This is a genomic window from Burkholderia sp. 4NA327C6, assembly GCF_005502655.1.
Taxonomy (GTDB): Bacteria; Pseudomonadota; Gammaproteobacteria; order Burkholderiales; family Burkholderiaceae; genus Burkholderia; species Burkholderia contaminans.
Map to the genome: position 1 here is coordinate 100,548 of NZ_SCNZ01000014.1, position 24,199 is coordinate 124,746.

At 67.2% G+C, this 24,199-nt stretch carries 20 protein-coding genes; 9 read left to right on the top strand and 11 right to left on the bottom strand.

The window, feature by feature from the left end; translation table 11 throughout:
• Positions 1-106 precede the first annotated feature (106 nt).
• The 3 genes from FFS49_RS16600 to FFS49_RS16610 all read left to right on the top strand — a co-directional run bounded on the left by FFS49_RS16600 (position 107) and on the right by FFS49_RS16610 (position 7,916).
• Entirely contained in the window at positions 107-2,368 is a 2,262-nt protein-coding gene (locus FFS49_RS16600; RefSeq protein ID WP_039351420.1) for a primosomal protein N', read from the top strand.
• A 391-nt stretch (positions 2,369-2,759) separates the two neighbouring features.
• A complete protein-coding gene (gene putA / locus FFS49_RS16605) occupies positions 2,760-6,692 on the top strand; it encodes a trifunctional transcriptional regulator/proline dehydrogenase/L-glutamate gamma-semialdehyde dehydrogenase (protein ID WP_039351417.1) in 3,933 nt (1,310 codons plus the stop codon).
• A gap of 84 nt (positions 6,693-6,776) precedes the next feature.
• Positions 6,777-7,916 carry a branched-chain amino acid ABC transporter substrate-binding protein gene (locus FFS49_RS16610; protein WP_039351413.1) on the top strand — a complete coding sequence of 380 codons (1,140 nt, stop codon included), beginning with the start codon at positions 6,777-6,779 and terminating at the stop codon, positions 7,914-7,916.
• 225 nt (positions 7,917-8,141) lie between these two features.
• Here FFS49_RS16610 and FFS49_RS16615 read toward each other — a convergent pair whose 3' ends face one another.
• From FFS49_RS16615 to FFS49_RS16645, 7 genes are all read right to left on the bottom strand, one after another.
• Positions 8,142-8,549, bottom strand: a complete 408-nt coding sequence (locus FFS49_RS16615) for a hypothetical protein (RefSeq protein WP_105815459.1) — start codon at positions 8,547-8,549, stop codon at positions 8,142-8,144.
• The gene (locus tag FFS49_RS16620) at positions 8,546-9,025 is read right to left on the bottom strand and encodes a hypothetical protein (protein ID WP_137910032.1); all 480 of its coding nucleotides are present in this window, start codon (positions 9,023-9,025) and stop codon (positions 8,546-8,548) included. Before FFS49_RS16620 ends, FFS49_RS16615 begins: the two co-directional genes overlap by 4 nt.
• A gap of 4 nt (positions 9,026-9,029) precedes the next feature.
• Positions 9,030-9,755 carry a M35 family metallo-endopeptidase gene (locus FFS49_RS16625; RefSeq protein WP_105815460.1) on the bottom strand — a complete coding sequence of 242 codons (726 nt, stop codon included), beginning with the start codon at positions 9,753-9,755 and terminating at the stop codon, positions 9,030-9,032.
• 4 nt (positions 9,756-9,759) lie between these two features.
• Positions 9,760-10,305: a hypothetical protein gene (locus tag FFS49_RS16630; protein ID WP_105815461.1), complete on the bottom strand. Its 546-nt coding sequence runs from the start codon at positions 10,303-10,305 to the stop codon at positions 9,760-9,762.
• A 10-nt stretch (positions 10,306-10,315) separates the two neighbouring features.
• Positions 10,316-10,975 carry a PAAR domain-containing protein gene (locus tag FFS49_RS16635; protein ID WP_046547500.1) on the bottom strand — a complete coding sequence of 220 codons (660 nt, stop codon included), beginning with the start codon at positions 10,973-10,975 and terminating at the stop codon, positions 10,316-10,318.
• A 172-nt stretch (positions 10,976-11,147) separates the two neighbouring features.
• Positions 11,148-12,656 carry an AMP-binding protein gene (locus tag FFS49_RS16640; RefSeq protein ID WP_105815462.1) on the bottom strand — a complete coding sequence of 503 codons (1,509 nt, stop codon included), beginning with the start codon at positions 12,654-12,656 and terminating at the stop codon, positions 11,148-11,150.
• A gap of 60 nt (positions 12,657-12,716) precedes the next feature.
• Positions 12,717-14,369, bottom strand: coding sequence for an acyl-CoA dehydrogenase family protein (locus tag FFS49_RS16645; RefSeq protein ID WP_039351408.1), 1,653 nt, complete (start codon positions 14,367-14,369; stop codon positions 12,717-12,719).
• A 120-nt stretch (positions 14,370-14,489) separates the two neighbouring features.
• Between FFS49_RS16645 and FFS49_RS16650 the strand changes: the two genes are divergently transcribed.
• From FFS49_RS16650 to FFS49_RS16665, 4 genes are all read left to right on the top strand, one after another.
• Positions 14,490-15,158, top strand: coding sequence for a TetR/AcrR family transcriptional regulator (locus FFS49_RS16650; protein ID WP_105815463.1), 669 nt, complete (start codon positions 14,490-14,492; stop codon positions 15,156-15,158).
• Between the two features lie 209 nt (positions 15,159-15,367).
• Entirely contained in the window at positions 15,368-16,522 is a 1,155-nt protein-coding gene (locus FFS49_RS16655; protein ID WP_105815464.1) for a pyridoxal phosphate-dependent aminotransferase, read from the top strand.
• A 71-nt stretch (positions 16,523-16,593) separates the two neighbouring features.
• Entirely contained in the window at positions 16,594-17,382 is a 789-nt protein-coding gene (locus tag FFS49_RS16660) for an ABC transporter substrate-binding protein (protein WP_071335388.1), read from the top strand.
• A gap of 12 nt (positions 17,383-17,394) precedes the next feature.
• Positions 17,395-18,825: an FAD-binding oxidoreductase gene (locus FFS49_RS16665; protein ID WP_105815465.1), complete on the top strand. Its 1,431-nt coding sequence runs from the start codon at positions 17,395-17,397 to the stop codon at positions 18,823-18,825.
• A 45-nt stretch (positions 18,826-18,870) separates the two neighbouring features.
• On the opposite strand, the gene FFS49_RS16670 is transcribed toward FFS49_RS16665, so the two are convergent.
• The 3 genes from FFS49_RS16670 to FFS49_RS42590 form a co-directional block, all read right to left on the bottom strand.
• Positions 18,871-19,443, bottom strand: coding sequence for a PadR family transcriptional regulator (locus FFS49_RS16670; RefSeq protein WP_105815466.1), 573 nt, complete (start codon positions 19,441-19,443; stop codon positions 18,871-18,873).
• A 68-nt stretch (positions 19,444-19,511) separates the two neighbouring features.
• Complete coding sequence (gene cadR, locus FFS49_RS16675) at positions 19,512-19,943, bottom strand: Cd(II)/Pb(II)-responsive transcriptional regulator (protein WP_011350541.1); 432 nt, start codon at positions 19,941-19,943, stop codon at positions 19,512-19,514.
• 59 nt (positions 19,944-20,002) lie between these two features.
• Positions 20,003-20,545, bottom strand: a complete 543-nt coding sequence (locus FFS49_RS42590) for a hypothetical protein (RefSeq protein ID WP_226285478.1) — start codon at positions 20,543-20,545, stop codon at positions 20,003-20,005.
• 27 nt (positions 20,546-20,572) lie between these two features.
• Here FFS49_RS42590 and FFS49_RS16680 point away from each other — a divergent pair, with 27 nt between their 5' ends.
• Both FFS49_RS16680 and FFS49_RS16685 read left to right on the top strand, forming a co-directional pair.
• Positions 20,573-22,681 (top strand): heavy metal translocating P-type ATPase, encoded by a 2,109-nt coding sequence (locus FFS49_RS16680; protein ID WP_224755989.1) that lies wholly within the window; start codon positions 20,573-20,575, stop codon positions 22,679-22,681.
• Positions 22,682-22,691: 10 nt separating this feature from the next.
• Positions 22,692-23,069: a zinc ribbon domain-containing protein gene (locus FFS49_RS16685; protein WP_105815468.1), complete on the top strand. Its 378-nt coding sequence runs from the start codon at positions 22,692-22,694 to the stop codon at positions 23,067-23,069.
• 92 nt (positions 23,070-23,161) lie between these two features.
• Here FFS49_RS16685 and FFS49_RS16690 read toward each other — a convergent pair whose 3' ends face one another.
• Positions 23,162-24,040 (bottom strand): AraC family transcriptional regulator, encoded by an 879-nt coding sequence (locus FFS49_RS16690; RefSeq protein ID WP_105815495.1) that lies wholly within the window; start codon positions 24,038-24,040, stop codon positions 23,162-23,164.
• Between the last annotated feature and the right edge of the window lie 159 nt (positions 24,041-24,199).

The following is a 24,199-nucleotide window of genomic DNA, read 5'->3' on the forward strand; positions in this document are numbered from 1 at the left end:
ACTTAGCGCCGAATCTGAAGTTTTACTTTAAGTTCGCTGCCCCGATGCGGGCGCGGATGTCGGCCGTCCAGGCCCATGCGGCGCACGCCGCCGCCGGAGCGTGGGGATGAGCGGCACCTATCTGCGCGTCGCGCTCGACCATCCGCTCGCCACCCTGTTCGACTACCGCTGCGACGCGCAACCGGCGCCCGGGCCCGGCACGCTCGTGCAGGTGCCGTTCGGCAAGCGGCAGGCCGTCGGGCTCGTCTGCGAAGTGACGACTCACACCGACGTGCCACCGTCGCGGCTGCGCGCGATCGACGCGATCTGCACCGACCTGCCGCCGTTGTCGCCGGACTGGCTCGCGCTCGTATCGTTCGCCGCGGATTACTACCAGCGCGGGCGTGGCGAGGTCGCGCTGCCGGCGCTGCCGCAGGCGCTGCGCGATGCCGGGCGCTGGGGGCGGCTGCTCGCGCCCGAGGTGCGTTACCGGCCGACGGAAACCGGCCGCGCGGCGCTGCCCGACGCGTTGCCCGCGCGCGGGGCCGCGCTGCGGCGGCTCGCGCAGGCGCTGGTCGACACCGGCTCGCTGGCGCTGCCCGACGCGCGCGCGCTGCACCCGAAGGCGGCGGCCACGCTCGACGACTGGGCGGCGCGCGGCTGGGTCGACGTCGAGGAGATCGGCTGGGCCGATGCGCCTGTGCCCAAAGCTGTGGATAACCTGTTGGCAGCCGGTGGACGAACTGTGCCGCCGGCGCTCACGGACCAGCAGGCCGAGGCGCTCGACGCGATCCGCGCCGCGCAGGGCTTCGCGCCGTTCCTGCTGCACGGCGTGACGGGCAGCGGCAAGACCGAGGTCTATCTGCACGCGCTCGCGTCGCTGCTCGACGCGCGGCCGGATGCGCAGGCGCTCGTGCTCGTTCCCGAAATCAACCTGACGCCGCAGTTCGAAGCCGCGTTTCGCGCGCGTTTCGCGGGGGCGCTCCCCGACGACGCGATCGTCACGCTGCACAGCGGGCTCGCGGAGGGCGAGCGGGCGCGCAACTGGCTCGCCGCGCATACGGGCCGCGCGCGGATCGTGCTCGGCACGCGCCTCGCGGTGCTCGCGTCGATGCCGACGCTCGCGCTGATCGTCGTCGACGAGGAGCACGAGCCCGCTTACAAGCAGCAGGAAGGGCTGCGCTATTCGGCGCGCGATCTCGCCGTGTGGCGCGCGAAGCAGCTCGGCATCACGGTCGTGCTCGGCTCGGCGACGCCGTCGCTCGAAAGCTGGTGGCAGGCCGAGCAGGGCCGCTACACGCGGCTCACGCTGTCGCGTCGCGCGGTGGCCGACGCGACGCTGCCGACCGTGCGGCTGATCGACCTCGAAGAGGAGCGGCGCCGCGGGCGCGCGTCGATGGGCGGGCTGTCGGGGCCGCTCGTCGCGGCGCTGAAGGCGCGGCTCGAGCGCGGCGAACAGAGCCTCGTGTTCCTGAACCGGCGCGGTTATGCGCCGCAGCTCGCGTGCGACGCGTGCGGCTGGGTCGCCGGCTGCCCGCGCTGCAGCGCGTACGTCGTGCTGCACAAGCCCGAGCATGCGTTGCGCTGCCATCACTGCGGCTGGGAATCGCGCATTCCGCGGTCGTGCCCCGAGTGCGGCAACGTCGACATCGCGCCGCTCGGGCGCGGCACGCAACGGATCGAGGAAGCGCTCGCCGAAGCCGTGCCGGGCGCGCGCGTGCTGCGCATCGACGCGGACAGCACGCGCCGCAAGGGCAGCGCCCAGGCGCTCTTTTCCGACGTGCATGCGGGTGAGGTCGATATCCTCGTCGGCACGCAGATGATCGCGAAGGGGCACGACTTCCAGCGCGTGTCGCTCGTCGGCGTGCTCAATGCCGACACCGCGCTGTTCTCGCACGACTTCCGCGCGAGCGAACGGCTGTTCGCGCAGCTGATGCAGGTGAGCGGCCGCGCGGGCCGCGCCGGGCTGCCGGGCGAAGTGCTCGTGCAGACACGTTACCCGCGTCACGCGCTGTACCACGCGCTCGGGCGGCAGGATTACGTCGGCTTCGCGAATTCGACGCTCGGCGAGCGCCGCGACGCGCACCTGCCGCCATTCGTCTACCAGGCGTTGCTGCGCGCCGAAGGGCGCACGCTCGACGCCGCGCTCGCGTTCCTGCTGCAAGCCGCGGCCGCGTTGCCGGGGCTGCCGGGCGCCGATCGCGTGACGGTCTACGACGCGGTGCCGATGACGATCGTCAAGGTCGCGAACGTGCATCGCGCGCAGTTGCTGCTCGAAAGCGCATCGCGGGCGGCGCTGCAGCATGCGCTGCGCGCATGGCAGCCTGAGCTGCGCGCGCTGAAGGGCGTGCTGCGATGGAGCGTCGAGGTCGATCCGCTGGATATCTGAGCTGAGCGGCGGCGCGGCATGCGGCCACCGTGCTGCTTGCCGCTGCGTTGCACCCCCGGCCGCCGGGCCGGGTACCCGCGAACCATCTCTTGCCGCCCGGCCGCGCCCGGGCGCCGCACCGTCCCCCATACCCAGTGCAACCCGTTTTCGTCCGCCGCGACGCGCGCGGAAGGTTGCGCACGCATGTCAAAGCAGCCCGATCAGGGAAAACACCGAGCCTCCGACCACGGGCAACTCCTAGGTTGCAACCGCATAAGTGGCTGATTATATTGAGTAACCTAAGGGTGCAACCCATCTCGTAATTCGGTTGCACCTTTTTATTGCGTGCCGTAGGATTTCGCGCATCCTCTCACACCACATTGCCGGGCTCGCACCGGCGCACGAACCCACCATGGCAAGCACGACTCTCGGCGTCAAAGTCGACGACCTTCTCCGCTCGCGCCTCAAGGACGCCGCCGCGCGTCTCGAGCGCACCCCCCACTGGCTGATCAAGCAGGCGATCTTCGCGTATCTCGAACGGATCGAGCACGGCCAGTTGCCGCCCGAGCTGTCGGGCCACAGCGGCGTGACGGAGCTCGCCGACGGTCAGTCCGCGGACGGCGACGACGACAACTCGCCGCATCCGTTCCTCGAGTTCGCGCAGAACGTGCAACCGCAATCGGTGCTGCGCGCGGCGATCACAGCGGCGTACCGCCGCCCCGAGCCGGAATGCGTGCCGTTCCTGCTCGGCCAGGCGCGCCTGCCCGCGAACCTGCAGGCGGACGTGCAGGCGCTCGCGACGAAGCTCGTCGAGGCGCTGCGCGAGAAGAGCTCCGGCGGTGGCGTCGAAGGGCTGATCCACGAGTTCTCGCTGTCGAGCCAGGAAGGCGTCGCGCTGATGTGCCTCGCCGAAGCGCTGCTGCGCATTCCCGATCGCGCGACCCGCGATGCGCTGATCCGCGACAAGATCAGCAAGGGCGACTGGCGCTCGCACGTCGGCCACGCGCCGTCGCTGTTCGTGAACGCGGCCACGTGGGGGCTGATGATCACCGGCAAGCTCGTGACGACCAACAGCGAAGCCGGGCTGTCGTCGGCGCTCACGCGCCTGATCGGCCGCGGCGGCGAGCCGCTGATCCGCAAGGGCGTCGACATGGCGATGCGCCTGATGGGCGAGCAGTTCGTCACCGGCGAGACGATTTCCGAAGCACTGGCGAACAGCCGCAAGTACGAAGCGCGCGGCTTCCGCTACTCGTACGACATGCTCGGCGAAGCGGCAACGACCGAAGAGGACGCGCAGCGCTACTACGCGTCGTACGAACAGGCGATCCATGCGATCGGCAAGGCGGCCGGCGGCCGCGGGATCTATGAAGGCCCGGGCATCTCGATCAAGCTGTCGGCGCTGCACGCGCGCTACTCGCGCTCGCAGCAGGACCGCACGATGAGCGAGCTGCTGCCGCGCGTGCGCGCGCTCGCGCTGCTCGCGCGCCGCTACGACATCGGCCTGAACATCGATGCCGAAGAAGCCGACCGCCTCGAACTGTCGCTCGACCTGCTCGAGGCGCTGTGCTTCGATCCGGATCTCGCGGGCTGGAACGGCATCGGCTTCGTCGTGCAGGGTTACCAGAAGCGCTGCCCGTTCGTGATCGACTACCTGATCGATCTCGCGCGCCGCAGCCGTCACCGCCTGATGATCCGCCTCGTGAAGGGCGCGTACTGGGATACCGAGATCAAGCGCGCGCAGGTCGACGGCCTCGAAGGCTATCCGGTCTACACGCGCAAGATCTACACGGACGTGTCGTACCTCGCGTGCGCGAAGAAGCTGCTCGCGGCGCCGGACGCCGTGTATCCGCAGTTCGCGACGCACAACGCGTACACGCTGGCCGCGATCTACCAGCTCGCGGGCCAGAACTACTACCCGGGCCAGTACGAATTCCAGTGCCTGCACGGGATGGGCGAGCCGCTGTACGAGGAAGTCACCGGCCGCGACAAGCTGAACCGCCCGTGCCGCGTGTACGCGCCGGTCGGCACGCACGAGACGCTGCTCGCGTACCTGGTGCGCCGGCTGCTCGAGAACGGCGCGAACACGTCGTTCGTGAACCGCATCGCGGATAAATCGGTGTCGGTGAAGGAGCTGGTTGCCGATCCGGTCGACGAGGCATCGAAGGTCGTGCCGCTCGGCGCGCCGCACGCGAAGATCCCGCTGCCGCGCAACCTGTACGGCGACGAGCGCCCCAACTCGATGGGCCTCGACCTGTCGAACGAACACCGTCTCGCGTCGCTGTCGTCGGCGCTGCTCGCAAGTGCGCATTTCCCGTGGCGTGCGGCGCCGATGCTCGCCGACGACACGCTCGCCGACGCGCCGCCCCGCGACGTGCGCAACCCGGCCGATCAGCGCGATCTGGTCGGCACGGTCAGCGAAGCGACGGCCGAACACGTGAGCGCGGCGCTCGCGCACGCGGTGGCCGCCGCGCCGATCTGGCAGGCGACGCCGGTCGATGCCCGCGCCGATTGCCTGGTGCGCGCGGCCGACCTGCTCGAAGCGCAGATGCACACGCTGATGGGCCTGATCGTGCGCGAAGCCGGCAAATCGCTGCCGAACGCGATCGCCGAAATCCGCGAAGCGGTCGACTTCCTGCGCTACTACGCCGCACAGATCCGCGACGAGTTCTCGAACGACACGCACCGTCCGCTCGGCCCCGTGGTCTGTATCAGCCCGTGGAACTTCCCGCTCGCGATCTTCATGGGCCAGGTGGCCGCGGCACTGGCCGCCGGCAACACGGTGCTCGCGAAGCCGGCCGAACAGACGCCGCTGATCGCTGCGCAAGCCGTGCGCCTGCTGCGCGAGGCCGGCGTGCCGGCCGGTGCGGTGCAGCTGCTGCCGGGCACCGGCGAGACCGTCGGCGCGGCGCTGGTGGCCGACGCGCGTACCCGCGCGGTGATGTTCACCGGTTCGACCGAAGTCGCGCGGCTGATCAACAAGACGCTCGCCGCGCGCCTCGACCCGGACGGCAAGCCGATTCCGCTGATCGCTGAAACGGGCGGCCAGAACGCGATGATCGTCGACTCGTCGGCGCTCGCGGAGCAGGTCGTCGCGGACGTGATGCAGTCGTCGTTCGACTCGGCCGGTCAACGGTGTTCGGCGCTGCGCGTTCTGTGTCTGCAGGACGACGTTGCGGACCGCACGCTGACGATGCTCAAGGGCGCGATGCACGAGCTGGCGCTCGGCAACCCCGACCGGCTGTCGACCGACGTCGGCCCGGTGATCGATGCCGAAGCGAAGCAGACGATCGACACGCACGTCGCGGCGATGAAGGACAAGGGCCACGCGGTCACGCAACTGCCTGCGCCGGAAGCCTGCGCGCACGGCACGTTCGTGCCGCCGACGCTGATCGAGATCGGCAGCATCGACGAGTTGAAGCGCGAAGTGTTCGGCCCCGTGCTGCACGTGGTGCGCTACCGCCGCAGCCAGCTCGACAAACTGCTCGAGCAGATCCGCGCGACCGGCTACGGGCTGACGCTCGGCATCCACACGCGGATCGACGAGACGATCGCGCACGTGATCTCGAATGCACACGTCGGCAACATCTACGTGAACCGCAACGTGATCGGCGCGGTGGTCGGCGTGCAGCCGTTCGGCGGCGAAGGGCTGTCGGGCACGGGCCCGAAGGCCGGCGGCGCGCTGTACCTGCAGCGCCTGCTCGCGACGCGGCCGTCGGGCCTGCCGCGTTCGCTCGCGCAGATGCTGATCGCGGACGGTGCGGTGGAGGGCGACGCACGCGGCAACCCGGCGGCGGCGCTCACGACGCTGCGCGACTGGCTGATCGAGCAGCGCGAGCCGGCACTGGCGGCACGTTGCGACGGCTACCTGGCGCAGGTGCCGGCCGGCGCAACCGCGGTGCTGACCGGTCCGACGGGCGAGCGAAACACGTATACACTCGGCCCGCGCGGCACGGTGTTGTGTGTCGCGGCGACGCCGGGCGGTGCGCGCGCGCAGTTCGCGGCGGTGCTGGCGACCGGTAACCGCGCGCTGTTCGCGGGTGCGGCCGGCGAGGCGCTGGTTGCCGCGCTGCCGGCCTCGCTGAAGGCTCACGCGACCGTGCGCAAGCAGGCCGACGCGCCGTTCGACGCGGTGCTGTTCGAAGGCGACAGCGACGAACTGCAGACGCTCGTGAAGGACGTCGCGCAGCGGCCGGGCCCGATCGTGTCGGTGCAGGGCGTGTCGGTGGGCGCGTTCGAGAACGGCGATGCGGAAGATTACGCGCTGGAACGGCTGCTGACGGAGCGCTCGGTGAGCGTGAACACGGCCGCGGCGGGTGGCAATGCGAATTTGATGACGATCGGCTGATCATCCTTGCCGTTCGGATCAAACAAAGGAAGCGGCTAGGCGATCCCGAAGCCGCTCCATTTACCCTGGTACCAAGGAGATGCTATGCAACACACGATGAAAAAGCTGGCAGGCGCGACGTTCGTCGCGGTCATGTCGCTGGCGGGGACGGCCCATGCGGATGACGTGAAGATCGGTTACGCAGGGCCGATGACGGGCGCGCAGGCGCACTACGGCAAGGATATGCAGAACGGGATCGCGCTCGCGATCGAGGATTTCAACGCGACGAGCCCGAAGATCGGCGGCAAGCCGGTGAAGTTCGTGCTCGACACGCAGGACGACCAGGCTGACCCGCGCACCGGCACGACGGTCGCGCAGAAGCTCGTCGACGACGGCATCAAGGGCATGCTCGGCCACTTCAATTCGGGCACGACGATCCCGGCTTCGCGCATCTACGCGAACGCGGGCATTCCGCAGATCGCGATGGCGACCGCACCGGAATACACGCAGCAGGGCTACAAGACGACCTTCCGCATGATGACGTCCGACACGCAGCAGGGCTCGGTGGCCGGCACGTTCGCATCGAAGGATCTCGGCATGAAGAAGATCGCGATCGTCGACGACCGCACGGCCTACGGCCAGGGTCTCGCCGACCAGTTCGAGAAGGCCGCGAAGGCCGGCGGCGCGACGATCGTCGACCGTGAATTCACGAACGACAAGGCTGTTGACTTCAAGGCGATCCTGACCAAGCTGAAGGCGGCGAAGCCGGATCTCGTCTACTACGGCGGCGCGGATTCGCAGGCGGCACCGATGGTCAAGCAGATGAAGACGCTCGGCATCACCGCCCCGCTGATGAGCGGCGAAATGGTGAAGACGCCGACGTTCCTGAAGATCGCGGGCACCGCGGCGGACGGCACGATCGCTTCGCTGGCAGGCCTGCCGCTGGAAGAAATGCCGGGCGGCAAGACGTACGCCGACAAGTACAAGAAGCGCTTCGGCGAAGACGTGCAGACGTACTCGCCGTATGCGTACGACGGTGCGATGGCGCTGTTCAACGCGATGAAGAAGGCCGATTCGACCGATCCGGCGAAGTACCTGCCGGTGCTCGCGAAGACTGACATGGCCGGCGTGACGTCGACGCACGTCGCGTATGACGCGAAGGGCGACCTGAAGAACGGCGGCATCACGATGTACAAGGTCGAGAAGGGCGAGTGGAAGCCGCTGAAGAGCATCGGTGGCAAGTAAGCAGCCTTTGATGTGACGCGCAGGCGGCGGCGCATGGCGCCGCCCCGTCGATCATGCGAAAAAGCCACCGGGCCGTCGGGCCGGGTGGCTTTTTCTTTGGTGGTGCACGGCCAGGTAGTACATACGGCTCTTGCCGGCGATGATTCAACGGTTTAGGTATTTTCCGACGGGTGCGCCGCGTGTGTACGTCAATGCCTCATCGATGCGACCGGCGGCAGTGCGAGGTTACTTATCTTCACAGCACTTGTTGGGGCAATCGGGCAGGAAGGAAATTTCCACACGCCGCCCATTATCCACGTCCCCATGCGAATAGACGCGGGCGCTCGTCTTAATGGTTCCGCGTAGAAAACCGAATTGCTTCAGCAGCGCATACGCGGATTGCATTCGCGATTGTGCAAGGGGCAGTGCGCTTTGTTCACTTTCCTCGGCATGGCCGCTAATCAGCGTTGTTTCCTTGTTTACATGACGTGCGTAGGCGATTTTCTGGTCTGCTGTCCAGTTTGCAGTGCGGACGATTTCAGAATTCGATACATATGAACTGTTTTTCGGAAAATGGATATCGAAATTTTCGCTTGCGACACACGCAGATGCGTGACTAGACGCGACGACGCATAGGCCAGCAATTAATTTCATAGTTTATTATTTGGTGAGTTTTGTTGTCGACGAGACGCCGGAGCGTCGCATAAATTTCCACATCCATTTTTGCAGAAAGGCAGAAGACTCACGCCGAGCTGCAAGTATCCTCCATGGCCGGTGCTATCGATTGGGTATGTAATTCGATTGACGTGCGTGTCGACATAGATATATTGAGGCTTGATGCCGAGCTGTATCAGGAAGTCTTTCAGCTGGTCACCTCTTGACTTTGCCAGATTCAAGGAGTTGCGTTCGCCGACATATGCGCTGGCGATAATTTGCGCCTGCACTTCAACATCGGGCCATTGCCGCGCAGCCAAAACCATATCCACCATCTTTATTCGATATGCATTTGGAATACCGGGATAATTCAGGGGCACGCTTTCGAGCATGTGTTCCGATATCGTACAAGCGCTTGCGTGTTGAATAAAAGCGGTACCAGCAAGCGCAGCAACGGGAATCAGAAATTTTATCATTCAATCACCAAATATTCTTTTTTAAGAATTCACTTATGTCATCAAAGTGCGCGATGTAGCATGCAATGCTGTCTGCATTTCTATCTGCACCTTCTGGATTTGCTTGTGCCCAATATCCGATCCCTCGAGCAAACCCATAGTTGACGTCGTCCGAATCGAATGTGTCAATGTAATGGGAACATTCGTGAATGAGAATTTTCAATTTGCAGTTTCCGGCAACGTAAACATCCTCGACAGTGCAGAAATGCGGGTAGATCGCGATTATTCGACGTGCCGAATCGGGCTTGCATACAGCCGCGTCATTTGCGCCAGTATCAGGGGCCACTGAGCATGTAAGTTGCCGCTGGCTTTGTTCGTCCCATCTGATGATCTTCTCGGGCTGCAGTTCGCACATAGCCGCAGCGAGCCTAGGGAGGCCGAAACTTAGTTTTTGACGTATCGCTTCGTCGCTTCGGCCAAACCAGAATTGCACTCTATCTCGGGCAATTTTATCCCATCGCGCCAGATCCGATATGCGCTCCTCAATTAAGATCACCGCGGTGTCCCGTAGTCGCATTATTAGGGATCTGAATGCCTTGTTACTCATGTTGGGGCAAATTGGCATCGTGTTGATTGATATATAGACCATGGACCCCGGATTGGTGTTGGTGACGGCCCCCGAATGGACGAGGACCCATTCTTCGCTTTCCTGAACTTCGAAGTCGTATTTATTTCTCGAAAAACCGCTCATCGCGTCAATGCCCCTTCGTATAGATTTTCAGAGATGCTGCGGCGTCGGTGGCAATTCGATGTGTTTGCCCGGCCGCGTCCGTGGTGCCTGCGAAGATCTGGCCGGTGTCGGTGACGATTCGATAGCGAACGTTGACGAGCGGGCGGTGCGCATCATCGAGCAACGTAAATTGCTCGTCATGTACGGCATCCGATGAGGCAAACGGCAGATGGGCTGCATCAGGTTGGCGCCCAGTCAGCGTCGCAGTCTCTCCTGCAGTAAAAGTCATCCGCATGCCGCGCTCAGCGTAGAAGATCGGCGGTGGGTTGCATCCGCAGACATTGATATCCCCGCTCAATGCCCACTGTTTGCCATTCGGGCCGGTACCGGGCCAGCGTGGCCCTTGCGGTGCGATGTATCCTTCGCGCTTGCAGGCCGAGCAGTAGGTCTTCATGTCGAGTGTGGCGATATGAACCGTCGGTGGCGGATTGGAACAGGTCACGCCGTCGAGGCCTTCGACAATGACCGCTTCCCCGGCGCGGTCGCCTTTGGCAAGAAAGTAGCGAATCATGGACGCTACCTCAGCGAGGCATGGACGAGCGGGTGACGACGCCAAATACAACGGACGACGCTACGCCTTGTCGCTCGGGACTATCGGTGATCGTGTCGCCGTTATCGAGTTCGCTGCCAACGAATGCGAGCGGCGCGAAGTCGGGCCCGTCGGTCAAACCCAGACCGGTCGTAACGCGCGCGGTTGAACCGTCCGGATAATGGATCAGGTCGCCCACCGTGGCAGCTTTGCCCAGGTGCGGCGCTACTTCCCATGTGCCGGACGGCTCGCGCAATGCACCGCCGCGCGCTGTTGTCGCGCCACGTACCGCCAATCTATAGGCAGGCGGTGCGGGTGGCGGCACATAGGTGGGATCGAACAGGCCCGCAACGCTTTGCCCCTCCCGCACGTGAATGCCCCATGAGGTGCGCAGCGTTTCGGTAATTCGGTCACCGTTGCTCAACCGGCTGCCGACCAGCGCGAACGGCTTGCCTCCGCTATGGTTGTTTCCCGCGCCGTCGATAATCGCGGCCTCGCTGCCGTCGTCATAGCTCACTACGTCGCCGACGCAGGCGACTTCTAATCCTGCCAGGTTCAGGCCGCTGGTTGCGGTGGTGACGCGTCCACCGCGTTCCGTGAGTGCGCCAACGGTGGCGAAAAGATGGGTCGGTCCTTTGGGTTCGTTTTTCATCCGGCTTCCCTGTCTCAGTAAATGGAATGGCTGCCTAGAGACGCTATTCCAGATAAGAAACGTCGATCAATCGGACGAATATGATTTAGAGCTGGCAACTTCTATTACTTGTTCCGTTCTGCCTGTTGCATTGACCGCGCGTGCGCGAATGCGCTAGCTCAATCGCGGATACTCAGTCCCTGCGCACGCGCAGCAGGAACTTCTGCAGCTTGCCCGTCGGCGTGCGCGGCAGCGCCTGCGCGAACGTGAATTCGCGCGGGATCTTGTACGCGGCGAGGCGCTCGCCGCAGAACGCGCGCAGCGCATCCGCGTCGGGCACGGTGCCCGCGCGCAGCACCACGTGCGCGACGACCGTCTCGCCCCACTCGGGATGCGGGACGCCGACGACGGCCGCCTCGGCGATGTCCGGGTGCGCGCCGAGCACGTCTTCCACTTCCTTCGAATAGACGTTCTCGCCGCCGGTCACGATCATGTCCTTCAGCCGGTCGACGATGAACAGGTAGCCATCCTGATCGATTCGCGCGATATCGCCGGTGCGATACCAGCCGTGCGGCGCGAACGCGGCGCGCGTTGCGGCCGCATCGTCGAGATAGCCGAGCATCATGCTGTCGGTCTTCAGCCAGATCTCGCCGGTCTCGCCCGGGTGCGCGTCGAGGCCGTCGATCCGCACGACGCGCAGGTCGACACCCGGGCCGCCGGTGCGGCCGATCGAACCGGCCTTCGCGATCTGCTCGTCCGGATACAGCGTCGTGCCGGCCGGGCCTGCTTCGGTCATGCCGTACACCTGGAAGAACGCATCGCTGCGATACGCACGCACGAGACGTTCGGCCTGCGCGGGGCCGATCGGGCCGCCGCCGTACAGCCAGGCGCGCACGCTCGACAGGTCGAACGCCGCGAAGCCGTCGACCGTGTCGAGCGGCAGCAGGTACGACACCGGCGCACCGAAATACAGCGTCACGCGCTCGCGCTCGATAGTCTGCAGGAAGCGCAGCGGATGGTATTCGCGCAGCAGCACGACGGTGCCGCCCGCGTACAACGTGCCGCCGAACCAGTTGTTGAGCGGCGACGAATGCCAGATCGGCATCGCCATCAGCGTGCGCTCGTGGCGGCCGATGCCGGTCGCGAGCGCCGCCTGCATCGCCGCGAGCGTCACGGTGCGGTGGCAGTGCACGCAGCCCTTCGGGTGGCCGGTCGTGCCCGACGTATAGAGAATCTGCGCGATGTCGCCGTCGGCCGGCTCGATGCCCGCGAGGCCGTCCATCGTCGCGCACAGCGTGTCGAAGCACGGCACGCCGTCGAGTTCGCCTTCGGTCACGAGCCGCCGCGCGGGATGCACGAGGCGTTCGACCACCGGCGCGAGCGCGACGTCGAACAGCAGCGCCTTGCTGCGGCTGTGTTCGAGCACGTAGTCGACTTCCGGCGCCTGCAGCTTGTGGTTGACCGGCACGAACGTCGCGCCGAGCCGCCACGCGCCGAACATCAGGTCGACGAACGCCGGCGTGTTGAAGCACATCGCGGCGACACGGTCGCCGGCCGCGACGCCGAGCGCGCTCAGCACGGCTGCCGCGCGGTGCGAGCGCTCGCGCGCGGCGGCATAGGTGATCGTCGCGGATTCGCTGACGAGGAACGGCTGGTCGGGCGTCGCACGGGCGGCGCGATCAAGGGCGGCGACGAGGTTCATCGGAACTCCGGGCGGGCGATCGAAGGCGAACGGGGTCGTATTGCGTTGTCCGAAATGGCATCAGGCCGGGTACGCGCGCTGCAGCAGCGCGGCGACGTCGATCGTGTGCGGATCGAAGCCGCCCGCGATGCGGCCCCAGTCGGGCGCGGCGAGCCGCGTCGCGATGAATGCGTCGGCAACGGGCGCCGGCGCATCGCGGTGCAGCAGGCAGGCTTGCGCGACCACCGCGAGCCGCTGCGCGACCACGCGGCCCGATGCCTCGAGCGTGTCGGCCGGCGCCGCGAGCATCGCGCGCAGCGCATCGAGCGCCGCGCGGATGCGCGGTTCGCCCGCGCCGAGATCGGCGAGTTCGGCAAACAGCGCAGCGGCCGCGTCGGGCTCGCGCGATATCGCGCGCAGCACGTCGAGGCACATCACGTTGCCCGAGCCTTCCCAGATCGAGTTGACGGGCGCCTCGCGGAACAGCCGCGCGATCGGGCCATCGTCGACGTAGCCGTTGCCGCCGAACACTTCCATCACCTCGCCGGTCAGCTCGACCGCGCGCTTGCACACCCAGAATTTCGCGGCCGGCGTGACGATGCGCTTCCATGCGCGTTCGCGCGGCGAGTCGTCGCGCTCGAACGCGTCGGCGAGACGCATCGACAGCGACAGCGCCGCTTCGCTTTCGAGCGCGAGATCGGCAAGCACGGTGCGCATCAGCGGCTGCTCGGCGAGCGCGCGGCCGAACGCGTGGCGCTGGCGCGTGTACGCGATCGCCTGCACGACGCCCTGGCGCAGCATCGCCGCGCTGCCGAGCACGCAGTTCAGCCGCGTGTAGGTGGCCATCTCGATGATGGTCGGAATGCCGCGGCCTTCGTCGCCGAGCATGATGCCCCACGCGTCGTTCAGCTCGATCTCGCTGCTCGAGTTGCTGCGGTTGCCGACCTTGTCCTTCAGCCGCTGGATCTCGACCGCGTTCTTCGTGCCGTCCGGCCGCCAGCGCGGTACGTAGAAGCACGAAGGGCTGCCGGCTTCGGTGCGCGCGACGACGAGATGCGCGTCGCACATCGGCGCCGAGAAAAACCACTTGTGGCCGCGCAGCCGGTATTCGCCGCCGCGGCCGCCCGCGCCGACGGCGGTCGCGAGCGTCGTGTTCGCGCGCACGTCGGAGCCGCCCTGTTTCTCGGTCATGCCCATGCCGAACCAGATCGAGCGCTTGTCGGCGACCGGCACGTCGCGCGGATCGTAGTCGTCGCTGTAGAGCTTGTCGCGCAGCAGGTCCCACAGCGCGGGCTCCTTCTGCAGTACGGGAATCGCGGCCTGCGTCATCGTCGCCGGGCACAGCGTGCCGGCCTCGATCTGGCCGTGCAGGTAGAAGCCGGCGGCCGTCGCGGCCCAGCGGCCGCGGCGCGTGTCGCGGAACGCGAGCGACACGAAGCCTTCGTGGCGGTACTGGCCGAGCAGCGTGTGCCAGGCCGGGTGGAAGTCGACGCGGTCGATGCGCCGGCCGCGCCGGTCGAAAGTGTGCAGTTCCGGCGTGTGGTGGTTCGCTTCGTCGGCGAGCCGTGCGGTGTCGGCGCTGCCGAGCCGCGCGCCGTAGGCGTCGAGCTGCGGCACGGCCCAGTCGGCGCCCGCGCGGGTGAGCGCGTCGCGCAGCGCGATGTCCGTCGTGAAGAGGTTATAGTCGACCAGTTCGTCGAACTGGTTCGTGACGGCGTGAGTCGATTCGGTCATCGAGGTGTCTCCGGTCTCATGCTTCGCGGGCGGCCGGCGTCATGCCGCACGGATGACGCTTCGGCGCCGGCTCCGGCCCCCGGTAAAACGCATGCCCTGCTGATTTCCAGAGTAGCAAATATGCCGCCGCGACATGTTCAGGTTCCGGCGCCGCCCGGCCAGCCGGCGGCGCAACCCGCGCCCGCCTTGCGCCGCCGGCCGCGCCAGTCGCGCGCGCAGGCGAGTTCCGACGCGCTGCAGCAGGCGTTCGTTCAGCTTTTGCTCGAACGCGGCTACGCGAAGGCGACGATCCGCGAGATCGCGGCGGTCGCGGGCGTGAGCATCGGCACCTTCTACGAATATTTCGGCGACAAGCAGAGCCTCGCGGCGCTCTGCATCCACCGGCACGTGCTGGTCTTGGCCGACCGGCTGCGCGACACCGTGGCGCGGCTGCACGGCGCGCCACGGGCCGAACTGGCGGCCGCGCTCGTCGACCTGCAGGTCGAGGCGATCGGCGCCGACGCGGCGCTGTGGGGCGCGCTCTTCGCGCTGGAGCGGCAGGTGTCGCCGCTCACCGCCTACCGTCGGCATTACGACGCGTACGTCGCGCTGTGGCGCGACGCGCTCGCGCACGCGGCCGATCCGCCGCCGGCCGCGCGGCTCGATGGGCTCGCGCGGATGGCGCACGCGATCTGCTACGGCGGCCTTTCGCAGGCGTTGCTGACGCTCGGGCCCGCGTTCGACATCGCCGCGCTGCGCGACGAACTGCGGGCCGTGCTGCTCGCCTACCTGGCGGCGGCCGGCCGGTAGCATTCCTAGGGGAAATGCCTGATTCGCATGTCGCTCCGGCAGGCTTGCCTTGCCGCTGCGTACTCCTCGCGGCGAGCCATGAGAAAAATGCATGGTCGCCATGACGAACTTTCGATTGTCCGCCGATATTGGCTCGGGCTAAATCGTGCGACGGATGCAGGCCGTGCGCGTCGCGCGCGGCCGCCCGAAGGACATCAGAAGGAGGAGTCATGCGAAGCGCCACCGCGCCCCGCTCGAAATTGCCCGACGTCGGGACGACGATCTTCACGGTGATCGGCCAACTGGCTGCCCGCCACGACGCGTTGAACCTGTCGCAAGGGGCGCCGAATTTCGCGCCCGATCCGGCGCTCGTCGAAGGCGTTGCACGCGCGATGCGCGACGGGCACAACCAGTACGCGCCCATGGCCGGCGTCATGGCGCTGCGCGAGCGGCTCGCCGAGAAGACCGAGGCGCTGTACGGCACGCACTACGACCCGGCCACCGAGATCACGGTGATCGCCAGCGCGAGCGAAGGGCTCTACGCGGCGATCAGCGCGCTCGTGCATCCGGGCGACGAGGCGATCTACTTCGAGCCGTCGTTCGACAGCTATGCGCCGATCGTGCGGCTGCAGGGCGCGACGCCGGTGGCGATCAAGTTGTCGCCCGAGCATTTCCGCGTGAACTGGGATGAAGTCGCCGCGGCGATCAACCCGCGCACGCGGATGATCATCGTCAACACGCCGCACAACCCGACCGCGACCGTGTTCTCGGCCGACGATCTCGAACGGCTCGCGCAGCTCACGCGCGATACCGGCATCGTGATCCTGTCCGACGAGGTCTACGAGCACGTCGTGTTCGACGGCGCGCAGCACCAGAGCATGGCGCGCCATCGCGAGCTGGCCGAGCGCAGTGTGATCGTGTCGTCGTTCGGCAAGTCGTTCCACGTGACGGGCTGGCGGGTCGGCTATTGCCTTGCGCCGGCCGAGCTGATGGACGAGATCCGCAAGGTGCACCAGTTCATGGTGTTCGCGGCCGACACGCCGATGCAGGTCGCGTTCGCGGAGATCCTCGCGCGGCCGGACAGCTACCTCGGCCTGTCGGCGTTCTACCAGGCCAAGCGCGACCTGCTCGCGCGAGAGCTGGCCGATTCGCGTTTCGAGCTGCTGCCGAGCGAAGGCTCGTTCTTCATGCTCGCGCGCTTCCGGCACTTCTCGGACGAAAGCGACAGCGATTTCGTGCTGCGCCTGATCCGCGACGCGCGCGTCGCGACGATTCCGTTGTCGGCGTTCTACACCGACGGCACCGACGCCGGTGTGATCCGGCTCAGTTTTTCGAAGGACGACGCGACGCTGATCGAAGGCGCGCGGCGGCTGCGTTCGCTGTAAGGCCCGTACGGAAATAGGCGACGGGCATCCGGCGACGGGAACGTCGCACCGACCAGACACAGGAGATCACGATGAAGCACACGGCCCCCTTGAAACTCGCGTTCGCACTCGCGTGCGCCATCGGCTCGGGCGCGGCGCTCGCCGAAGCGCAGACACTGCGCTTCGGCCTCGAGGCGCAATACCCGCCGTTCGAATCGAAAGCGCCGAACGGCGACCTGCAGGGCTTCGACGTCGACGTCGGCAATGCCGTCTGCCAGACGGCGAAGCTGTCGTGCAAATGGATCGAGACGTCGTTCGACGGCCTGATTCCCGCGCTGCAGGGCCGCAAGTTCGACGCCATCAACTCGGCGATGAACGCGACCGAGCAGCGGCGCCAGGCGATCGACTTCACGACGATCATCTATCGCGTGCCGACCCAGCTGATCGCCCGCACCGGCAGCGGCCTGCTGCCGACGCCGGAATCGCTGAAGGGCAAGCGCGTCGGCGTGCTGCAGGCGTCGATCCAGGAAACCTTCGCGAAGGCGCACTGGGAGCCGGCCGGCGTTACGGTCGTCGCGTATCAGGACCAGAACCAGGCGTACGCGGACCTCGTGTCCGGGCGCCTCGACGCGACGCTCGTGCTCGCACCGTCCGGCCAGCGCGGTTTCCTGTCGCGTCCGGACGGCAAGGGCTTCTCGTTCGTCGGCCAGCCGGTGCGCGACGACAAGATCCTCGGCAACGGCATCGCATTCGGGCTGCGTAAAGGCGACAGCGCGCTGAAGGCGAAACTCGATGCGGCGATCGACAAGCTGAAGGCGGACGGGACGGTGAAGACGCTCGGCCTGAAGTATTTCGGCGACATCGACATCTCGGCGAAGTAAGCGGGCCGCGCGATGCAGAACCGGAACACGGCCGCCACGGGTAGCGATCGGGGCGGCGCGCCGCTGCCGGGTGACGGGCTCGAAGCCGTGCTCGTCGCCGAACTGGGCGATGCGCTCGTCACGCGCTCGGCCGACATCGATCCGCGTTATTTCACCGCGTACAACGAGCCGGCCGGCGCGCGGCCGCGTGCGCTGGTGCGCCCGCGCAGCATCGACGACGTGTCGTGCACGCTCGCGCTGTGCACGCGTCTCGGCCAGCCGGTCGTGCCGCAGGGCGGCCTGACGGGGCTCGCGCGCGGTGCGGTCGCGCTGGGCGGCGAGGTGGTGCTGTCGATGGAACGCTTCGCGGGCATCGAGGCGCTCGACGCGGCGGCCGGCACGATGACCGTGCGCGCCGGGACGCCGTTGCAGACGGTGCAGGAAGCCGCGGAAGCGGCGGGTTTCACGTTCGGCGTCGATCTCGGTGCACGCGGCTCATGCCAGATCGGCGGCATGCTCGCGACCAACGCGGGCGGCACGCGGGCGATCCGCTACGGGATGATGCGCGAGCAGGTGCTCGGGCTCGAGGCGGTGCTCGCGGACGGCACGGTCGTGTCGTCGATGAACCGGATGCTGAAGAACAACGCGGGCTACGACCTCAAGCAGCTGTTCATCGGCAGCGAAGGGACGCTCGGCGTCGTCACGCGTGCGGTGCTGCGGCTGCATCCGTTGCTGGCCGCACCGGCCACGGCGCTCTGCCGCGTGCGCGACTACGACGCGGTGGTCGCGCTGTGGAACCGCGTGCGCATGTTGCCGGAGGTCGTCAGTTTCGAGGCGATGTGGCCGGCGTTCTACGACTACGTCGCGCGTCATACGCCGGGCGTTTCGGCGCCGTTCGTCGGCGACGACGGCTTCGCGGTACTGGTCGAATGCGCGACGAGCGCGCCGGGCGGTGACGCGCACCAGGCGCTGGAAACCGGTCTCGCGGCGGTGTTCGACGCGGGGCTCGTGGAGGATGCGGTGCTCGCGACGTCGGAGCGGCAGGCGCGCGACTTGTGGACGCTGCGCGAAGGCCTCGCGATCGACGCGCTGCCGCATCTCGTCAATTTCGACGTGAGCCTGCCGACGGGCGAGCTCGGCGTGTTCGCCGAGCGCTGCGAGGCGGCGTTGCGGGCGCGCTGGCCGGACGTCACGTGCCTGTTCTTCGGCCATGTCGGGGACGGCAATGTGCATATCGGCGTGTCGCTGGCGGGGATGACCGACGCGGACCTCGATGCACTCGATCACTGCGTGTACGCGGTGGTGCGCGACATGGGCGGGTCGGTGTCGGCCGAACACGGGATCGGCGTGCTCAAGCGCGCTTATCTCGCGCATACGCGCAGCGACGCGGAAATCGGATTGATGCGACGCCTGAAGGCCGCGCTGGATCCGCTCGGCATCCTGAATCCCGGCAAGGTGCTTTGATCGGTGCGATGCACGTTGCCGGCGGGAGCCGGCCAGCACGACGCGTCAGCCGTCCACCCAGCGCAGCGCGCCGATCTTCAGGTGTTCGACGACGCTGCGCGCCCAGTCGAGTTCGGCATTGAGCAGCACGAGCGCATGCTCGTTCTGCAGCAGGAACAGGCGCGGCACCTGGTCGGCCTGTGCGGTGGCGCGCAGCGTTTCGAGGCGCTCGCGCTCCGCGTCGAGCCGCGTGATTCGAAGCTCGAGCTGGTGGCGGGCATCTTCGGCGTCGAGCAGCGGCAGGAACGCGAGACCGGCGCCGAACGCCGGGAATTCACGCGCGGGCTCCGCGAGCAACGCATGCAGCCACGCCTGCCCAGCCGTGTGCCCGGCCTCGGTCAGCGCATACAGCGTGCGCTCCGGAAACGCACCGTCGCGCTCGGTGTCGTGCACGGCAATCATCCCGTCGCGCAGCAGCCGGTCGATCGTCTGGTAAAGGCTGGTGCGCTGGCGCACGTTGACGACTTCGTCGTACCCGCGAGCCTTCAGTTGCTGCAGCATCCCGTAGGGATGCATCGGCGTTTCGGTAAGCGTCGCGAGGACGGCCAGCGCGAGCGGGGACGGACGACTAATGGACATGAATAGTTATTCAAGATCTAGTAAGAATATAACTATTCTCAACCAGACTATCATATTTCACAAGGATTTCAGCCGAGGTGAGAGCGCTTCGCAGCCGGGGCGACGGTTTCCATCGTCGCGAGACCGTGCACGATGCCGCAATCCTCGACCGAATGTTCGCCGACGCACTGGCGGCGCAATTCGGTGAGCTGGTCGCGCAGATGCGTGAGTTCCGCGAGGCGCGCATCGACGTGTCCGATGTGCTCGTCGAGCAGCGAATTGATCGAATCGCAGGGGTCGGCCGGCGTGTCGGTGAGCTGCAGCAGCGCGCGGATTTCGTCGTGCGCCATATCGAGCGCACGGCAGTTGCGGATGAAGCGGAGCCGTTCGACGTGCACGTCGGTGTAGTTGCGGTAGTTCGAGTCGGTGCGCTCCGCATCCGGCATCAGACCCTCTTTCTCGTAGAAACGGATCGTCTCGGGTGTGCAGCGGGCCGCTTTGGCCAGTTCGCCGATCTTCATGCCTTTCTCCCGTGTAAGGGTTGACCTTGTAGTGGCTTCAGGGTGTTAACTCTACACCGTTAGCCATTGAGGAGGTTGTCATGACCGACGCCCAGCGTACCCACGACCCACGACACCGTCATGCCGGCGGCGCCGCTCCGTGCTGCGCCGACGCGCACGATACGGATACGGCCACCGTCGCCGAGGCGGCGCCGACGGCCGGCGAGCACGCGCATGGCAAGGCCGCCGCAGCGCGCGGCGCGCAGTCGCATGCCCACAGCCACGACCACGACCATGATCATGATCATGATCACGCGCATGCGGTTCGTGAAGAGGGCCATGCCCACGGCGCCGGTTGCAACCACGGCAGCGGCAAGGAACACGATCACGACCAGGGTCATGGCCCTGCGCACGAGCACGGCGACGGGCATGTCCATGGCACCGCCTGTGCACACGGCAGCGCCGCGCACGACCATGCCGGCCACGACCACGACCACGACCACGACCACGACCACGACCACGACCACGACCACGACCACGACCACGCGGCCGGCGATTGCTGCGCGCCTGCCGCGCTGACGCTCGCGCCGCTGCCGGTCGCGCAGGCGACCGCGTCGGGCCACGTGCGCTCCGCGTTCCGGATCATGCAGATGGACTGCCCGACCGAGGAAACGCTGATCCGCAAGAAGCTCGGCGGGATGAGCGAAGTGTCGGCGCTCGAATTCAACCTGATGCAGCGGATGCTGACCGTCGAGCACGTGCCGGATGCCCAGCCCGCGATCGAAAGCGCGATCCGCTCGCTCGGGATGACGCCCGAGGCGGCAACGGCAGGCGCACCGGCCGCCCGCGCCGCCGACGCGCCCGCGAAGCCGTGGTGGCCGCTGGCGCTGGCCGGCGTTGCTGCGATCGCGTCCGAGGGCGCGACCTGGGCGGGCCTGCCCGTGTGGCTCGCGGCGGCGCTCGCGCTCGCGGCGGTGCTCGCGTGCGGGCTCACCACGTACAAGAAGGGCTGGATCGCGATCCGCAACGGCAACCTGAACATCAACGCGCTGATGAGCATCGCGGTGACGGGCGCGATGGCGATCGGCCAGTGGCCGGAAGCAGCGATGGTGATGGTGTTGTTCACGATCGCCGAGCTGATCGAAGCGAAGTCGCTCGACCGCGCACGCAATGCGATCCAGGGCCTGATGCAGCTCGCGCCGGATACCGCGACCGTGCAGGACGCCGACGGGTCGTGGCGCACGATCGAGGCCGCACAGGTGGCGCTCGGTGCAGTCGTGCGCGTGAAGCCGGGCGAGCGGATCGGGCTGGACGGCGAAGTCGTCGCCGGCCGCTCGACGGTGAACCAGGCGCCGATCACCGGCGAGAGCCTGCCCGTCGAAAAGACGACCGGCGACGCCGTGTACGCGGGCACGATCAACGAATCGGGTTCGTTCGACTATCGCGTGACGGCCGTCGCGGCGAACTCGACGCTCGCGCGGATCATTCACGCGGTCGAGGAAGCCCAAGGTGCGAAGGCGCCGACACAGCGCTTCGTCGACCAGTTCGCACGCGTCTACACGCCGATCGTGTTCGCGGTCGCGCTGCTGGTCGCGGTGGTGCCGCCGATCGTCATGGGCGGTGCATGGCACGACTGGATCTACCGCGCGCTGGTGCTGCTGGTGATCGCGTGCCCGTGCGCACTGGTGATCTCGACGCCGGTGACGATCGTGTCGGGCCTCGCGGCCGCGGCGCGACGCGGGATTCTCGTGAAGGGCGGCGTGTACCTGGAAGAAGGGCGCAAGCTCGCGTGGCTCGCGCTCGACAAGACCGGCACGATCACGCACGGCAAGCCGGTGCAGACCGACTTCGACCTGCATGCGACCGACGCCGATGCGGCACGTGTGCGGCACCTCGGCGCGAGCCTGGCGGCGCGCTCCGATCATCCGGTGTCGCAGGCGATCGCAACTGCAGCGCGCGACGCCGGCACGACGGCATTCGCCGATGTGCAGGACTTCGAAGCGATCGTCGGGCGCGGCGTGCAGGGCACGATCGACGGCACGCGCTACTGGCTCGGCAACCACCGGCTCGTCGAGGAGCTCGAGCGCTGCTCGCCGGCGCTCGAAGCGAAGCTCGATGCGCTCGAGCGGCAGGGCAAGAGCGTCGTGGTGCTGGTCGACGAAGCGCGCGTGCTCGGCATCTTCGCGGTGGCCGACACGATCAAGGACACGAGCCGTGAAGCGATCGCCGATCTGCATGCGCTCGGCATCCGCACCGCGATGCTGACCGGCGACAACCCGCATACCGCGCAGGCGATCGCGCAGCAGGCCGGCATCGACGATGCGCGCGGCAACCAGTTGCCGGAAGACAAGCTCGCGGCGGTCGAGGAACTGTCGGCCGGCGGCACGGGCGCGGTCGGGATGGTCGGCGACGGGATCAACGACGCACCGGCGCTCGCGCGCGCCGACATCGGCTTCGCGATGGGTGCGATGGGCACCGACACCGCAATCGAGACGGCCGACGTCGCGCTGATGGACGACGACCTGCGCAAGATTCCCGCGTTCGTGCGGCTGTCGCGTGCGACGCATCGCGTACTGGTGCAGAACATCGGCTTCGCGCTCGGCGTGAAGATCGTGTTCCTCGGCCTTACGGTCGCGGGGCTCGGCACGATGTGGATGGCGGTCTTCGCCGACGCGGGCGCAAGCCTGATCGTCGTGGCCAACGGTTTGCGGCTGCTGTCGTCCTCGGGGGCGTTCGGCAGCGCGCAGGCCAAGCGTTGAGGAGCAGGCGATGAGCTTTCTGAAACGAATCCTGGGCGGCCATGGCGGCGGACATGGCAACAACAGCGGCCATGGCGGCGGGCATCACGGCGGGCAGCGCCAGGACGGCCACGGCGGCCACGGTGGCCACGGCGGCCACGAGGCGCGCGGCCGCGATCGTTACGGCTGGGGCTGGCAGGCGCCGGCCGACAGTCGAAGCGGCCAAAGCGGCGGCAACGTGCCGCTGAGTCAGGTTGCCTGCGCGGGCTGTGGTGCGCTCAACGCGTCGGATGCGCGTTTCTGCGCGCAGTGCGGCGCCGCGCAACGCGGCAAGTCCTGCAGCCGCTGCCACTCGGCACTGGCGGCCGACGCGCGGTTCTGTCCCGGGTGCGGGACGCAGGCTGCTTGAGTCGGTTGGTCAGCGCATTCGCGCTGGCGGCGTGCGAACGCCGGCCGGCGCGCTTCGTTTCAGGGCCGGGGCTGTCGCCACCGGCCTTTCGATCAGCGCAGCGGCAGGTAGATCTCGGTGCGCAGGTCGGCCGGCGCCGCGTCCATCGGCGTATTGAGGTACAGCTCGAACGGCGGCGCATCGGCGGCTTCACGGCCCGAATGCCGCAGCCAGTCGCCGTAGAGCCACTGGTAGGCCGTCTTCAGGTCCGCATACGGCCCCGTATGCAGCAGCACCGCGTATTCGCCGCCCGCCACCGTTACGCGCTCCACCGGCGGCGCGGGTTCGATGTCCGGCGCACCATCGGCCGGCATGAAGCACGCTTTCGCGCGCAACTGCGCTTCGGGCGTGGTGTCCGGATCGTCGTAAAAGATGCCGATCATCTTCGCGCCCGGCCCGATCAGCCCGCGCGGACCGACCCACGCGCCGATCCGGGCGAACGCGTCCCCCACCTTCAAGTACGAACCGGTGTGCGCCACCGCATAGCCGTGTAATTCCGGCAGCCGCCGGATCTCGACTTCATGCTTGAACATGTCTTCCTCTCCTCGTTGTAACGGATAGATGGGCCGGTGGCTGCCCGTGCGCCGGTGCTGCGCAGGCGGCACGCCGTACGCGTCGCGAAACGCCCGCGCGAACGCATGCGTCGAACCGTAGCCCGCGCGCCGCGCGATCTCGTCGATCGGCCGCGCCGTGCACACGAGATCCTCGGACGCGCGCACGATCCGCATCCGCCGCACCGTCAGCACGATCGACTCGCCGTACAGCGCGCGATAGACGCGCTGCCAGTGATACGGCGACAGGCACGCGACTTCGGCGAGCCGGTTCAGGTCGAGCGGGCCGTCGAGGTGCGCGCGGATGTACTCGTGGACGCGCGCCACGCTCGCTGCGTAGCGGATCCAGGCGGGCGGGTCGGGTCTCGTTTCGATGGTCATCGGCGTGTCAGGGCAGGAACCGATGCCACGGTAGCACGGCCCGATTTGATAAATCTTGCGGAAATGCACAGGAGGCCGACAAATCGAGCCCCATTTTATTTTGACGAAATGGGGTCTTGCCCCTCCCGGATCTAGAACTAAAGTTAAAGACGGTGAAAT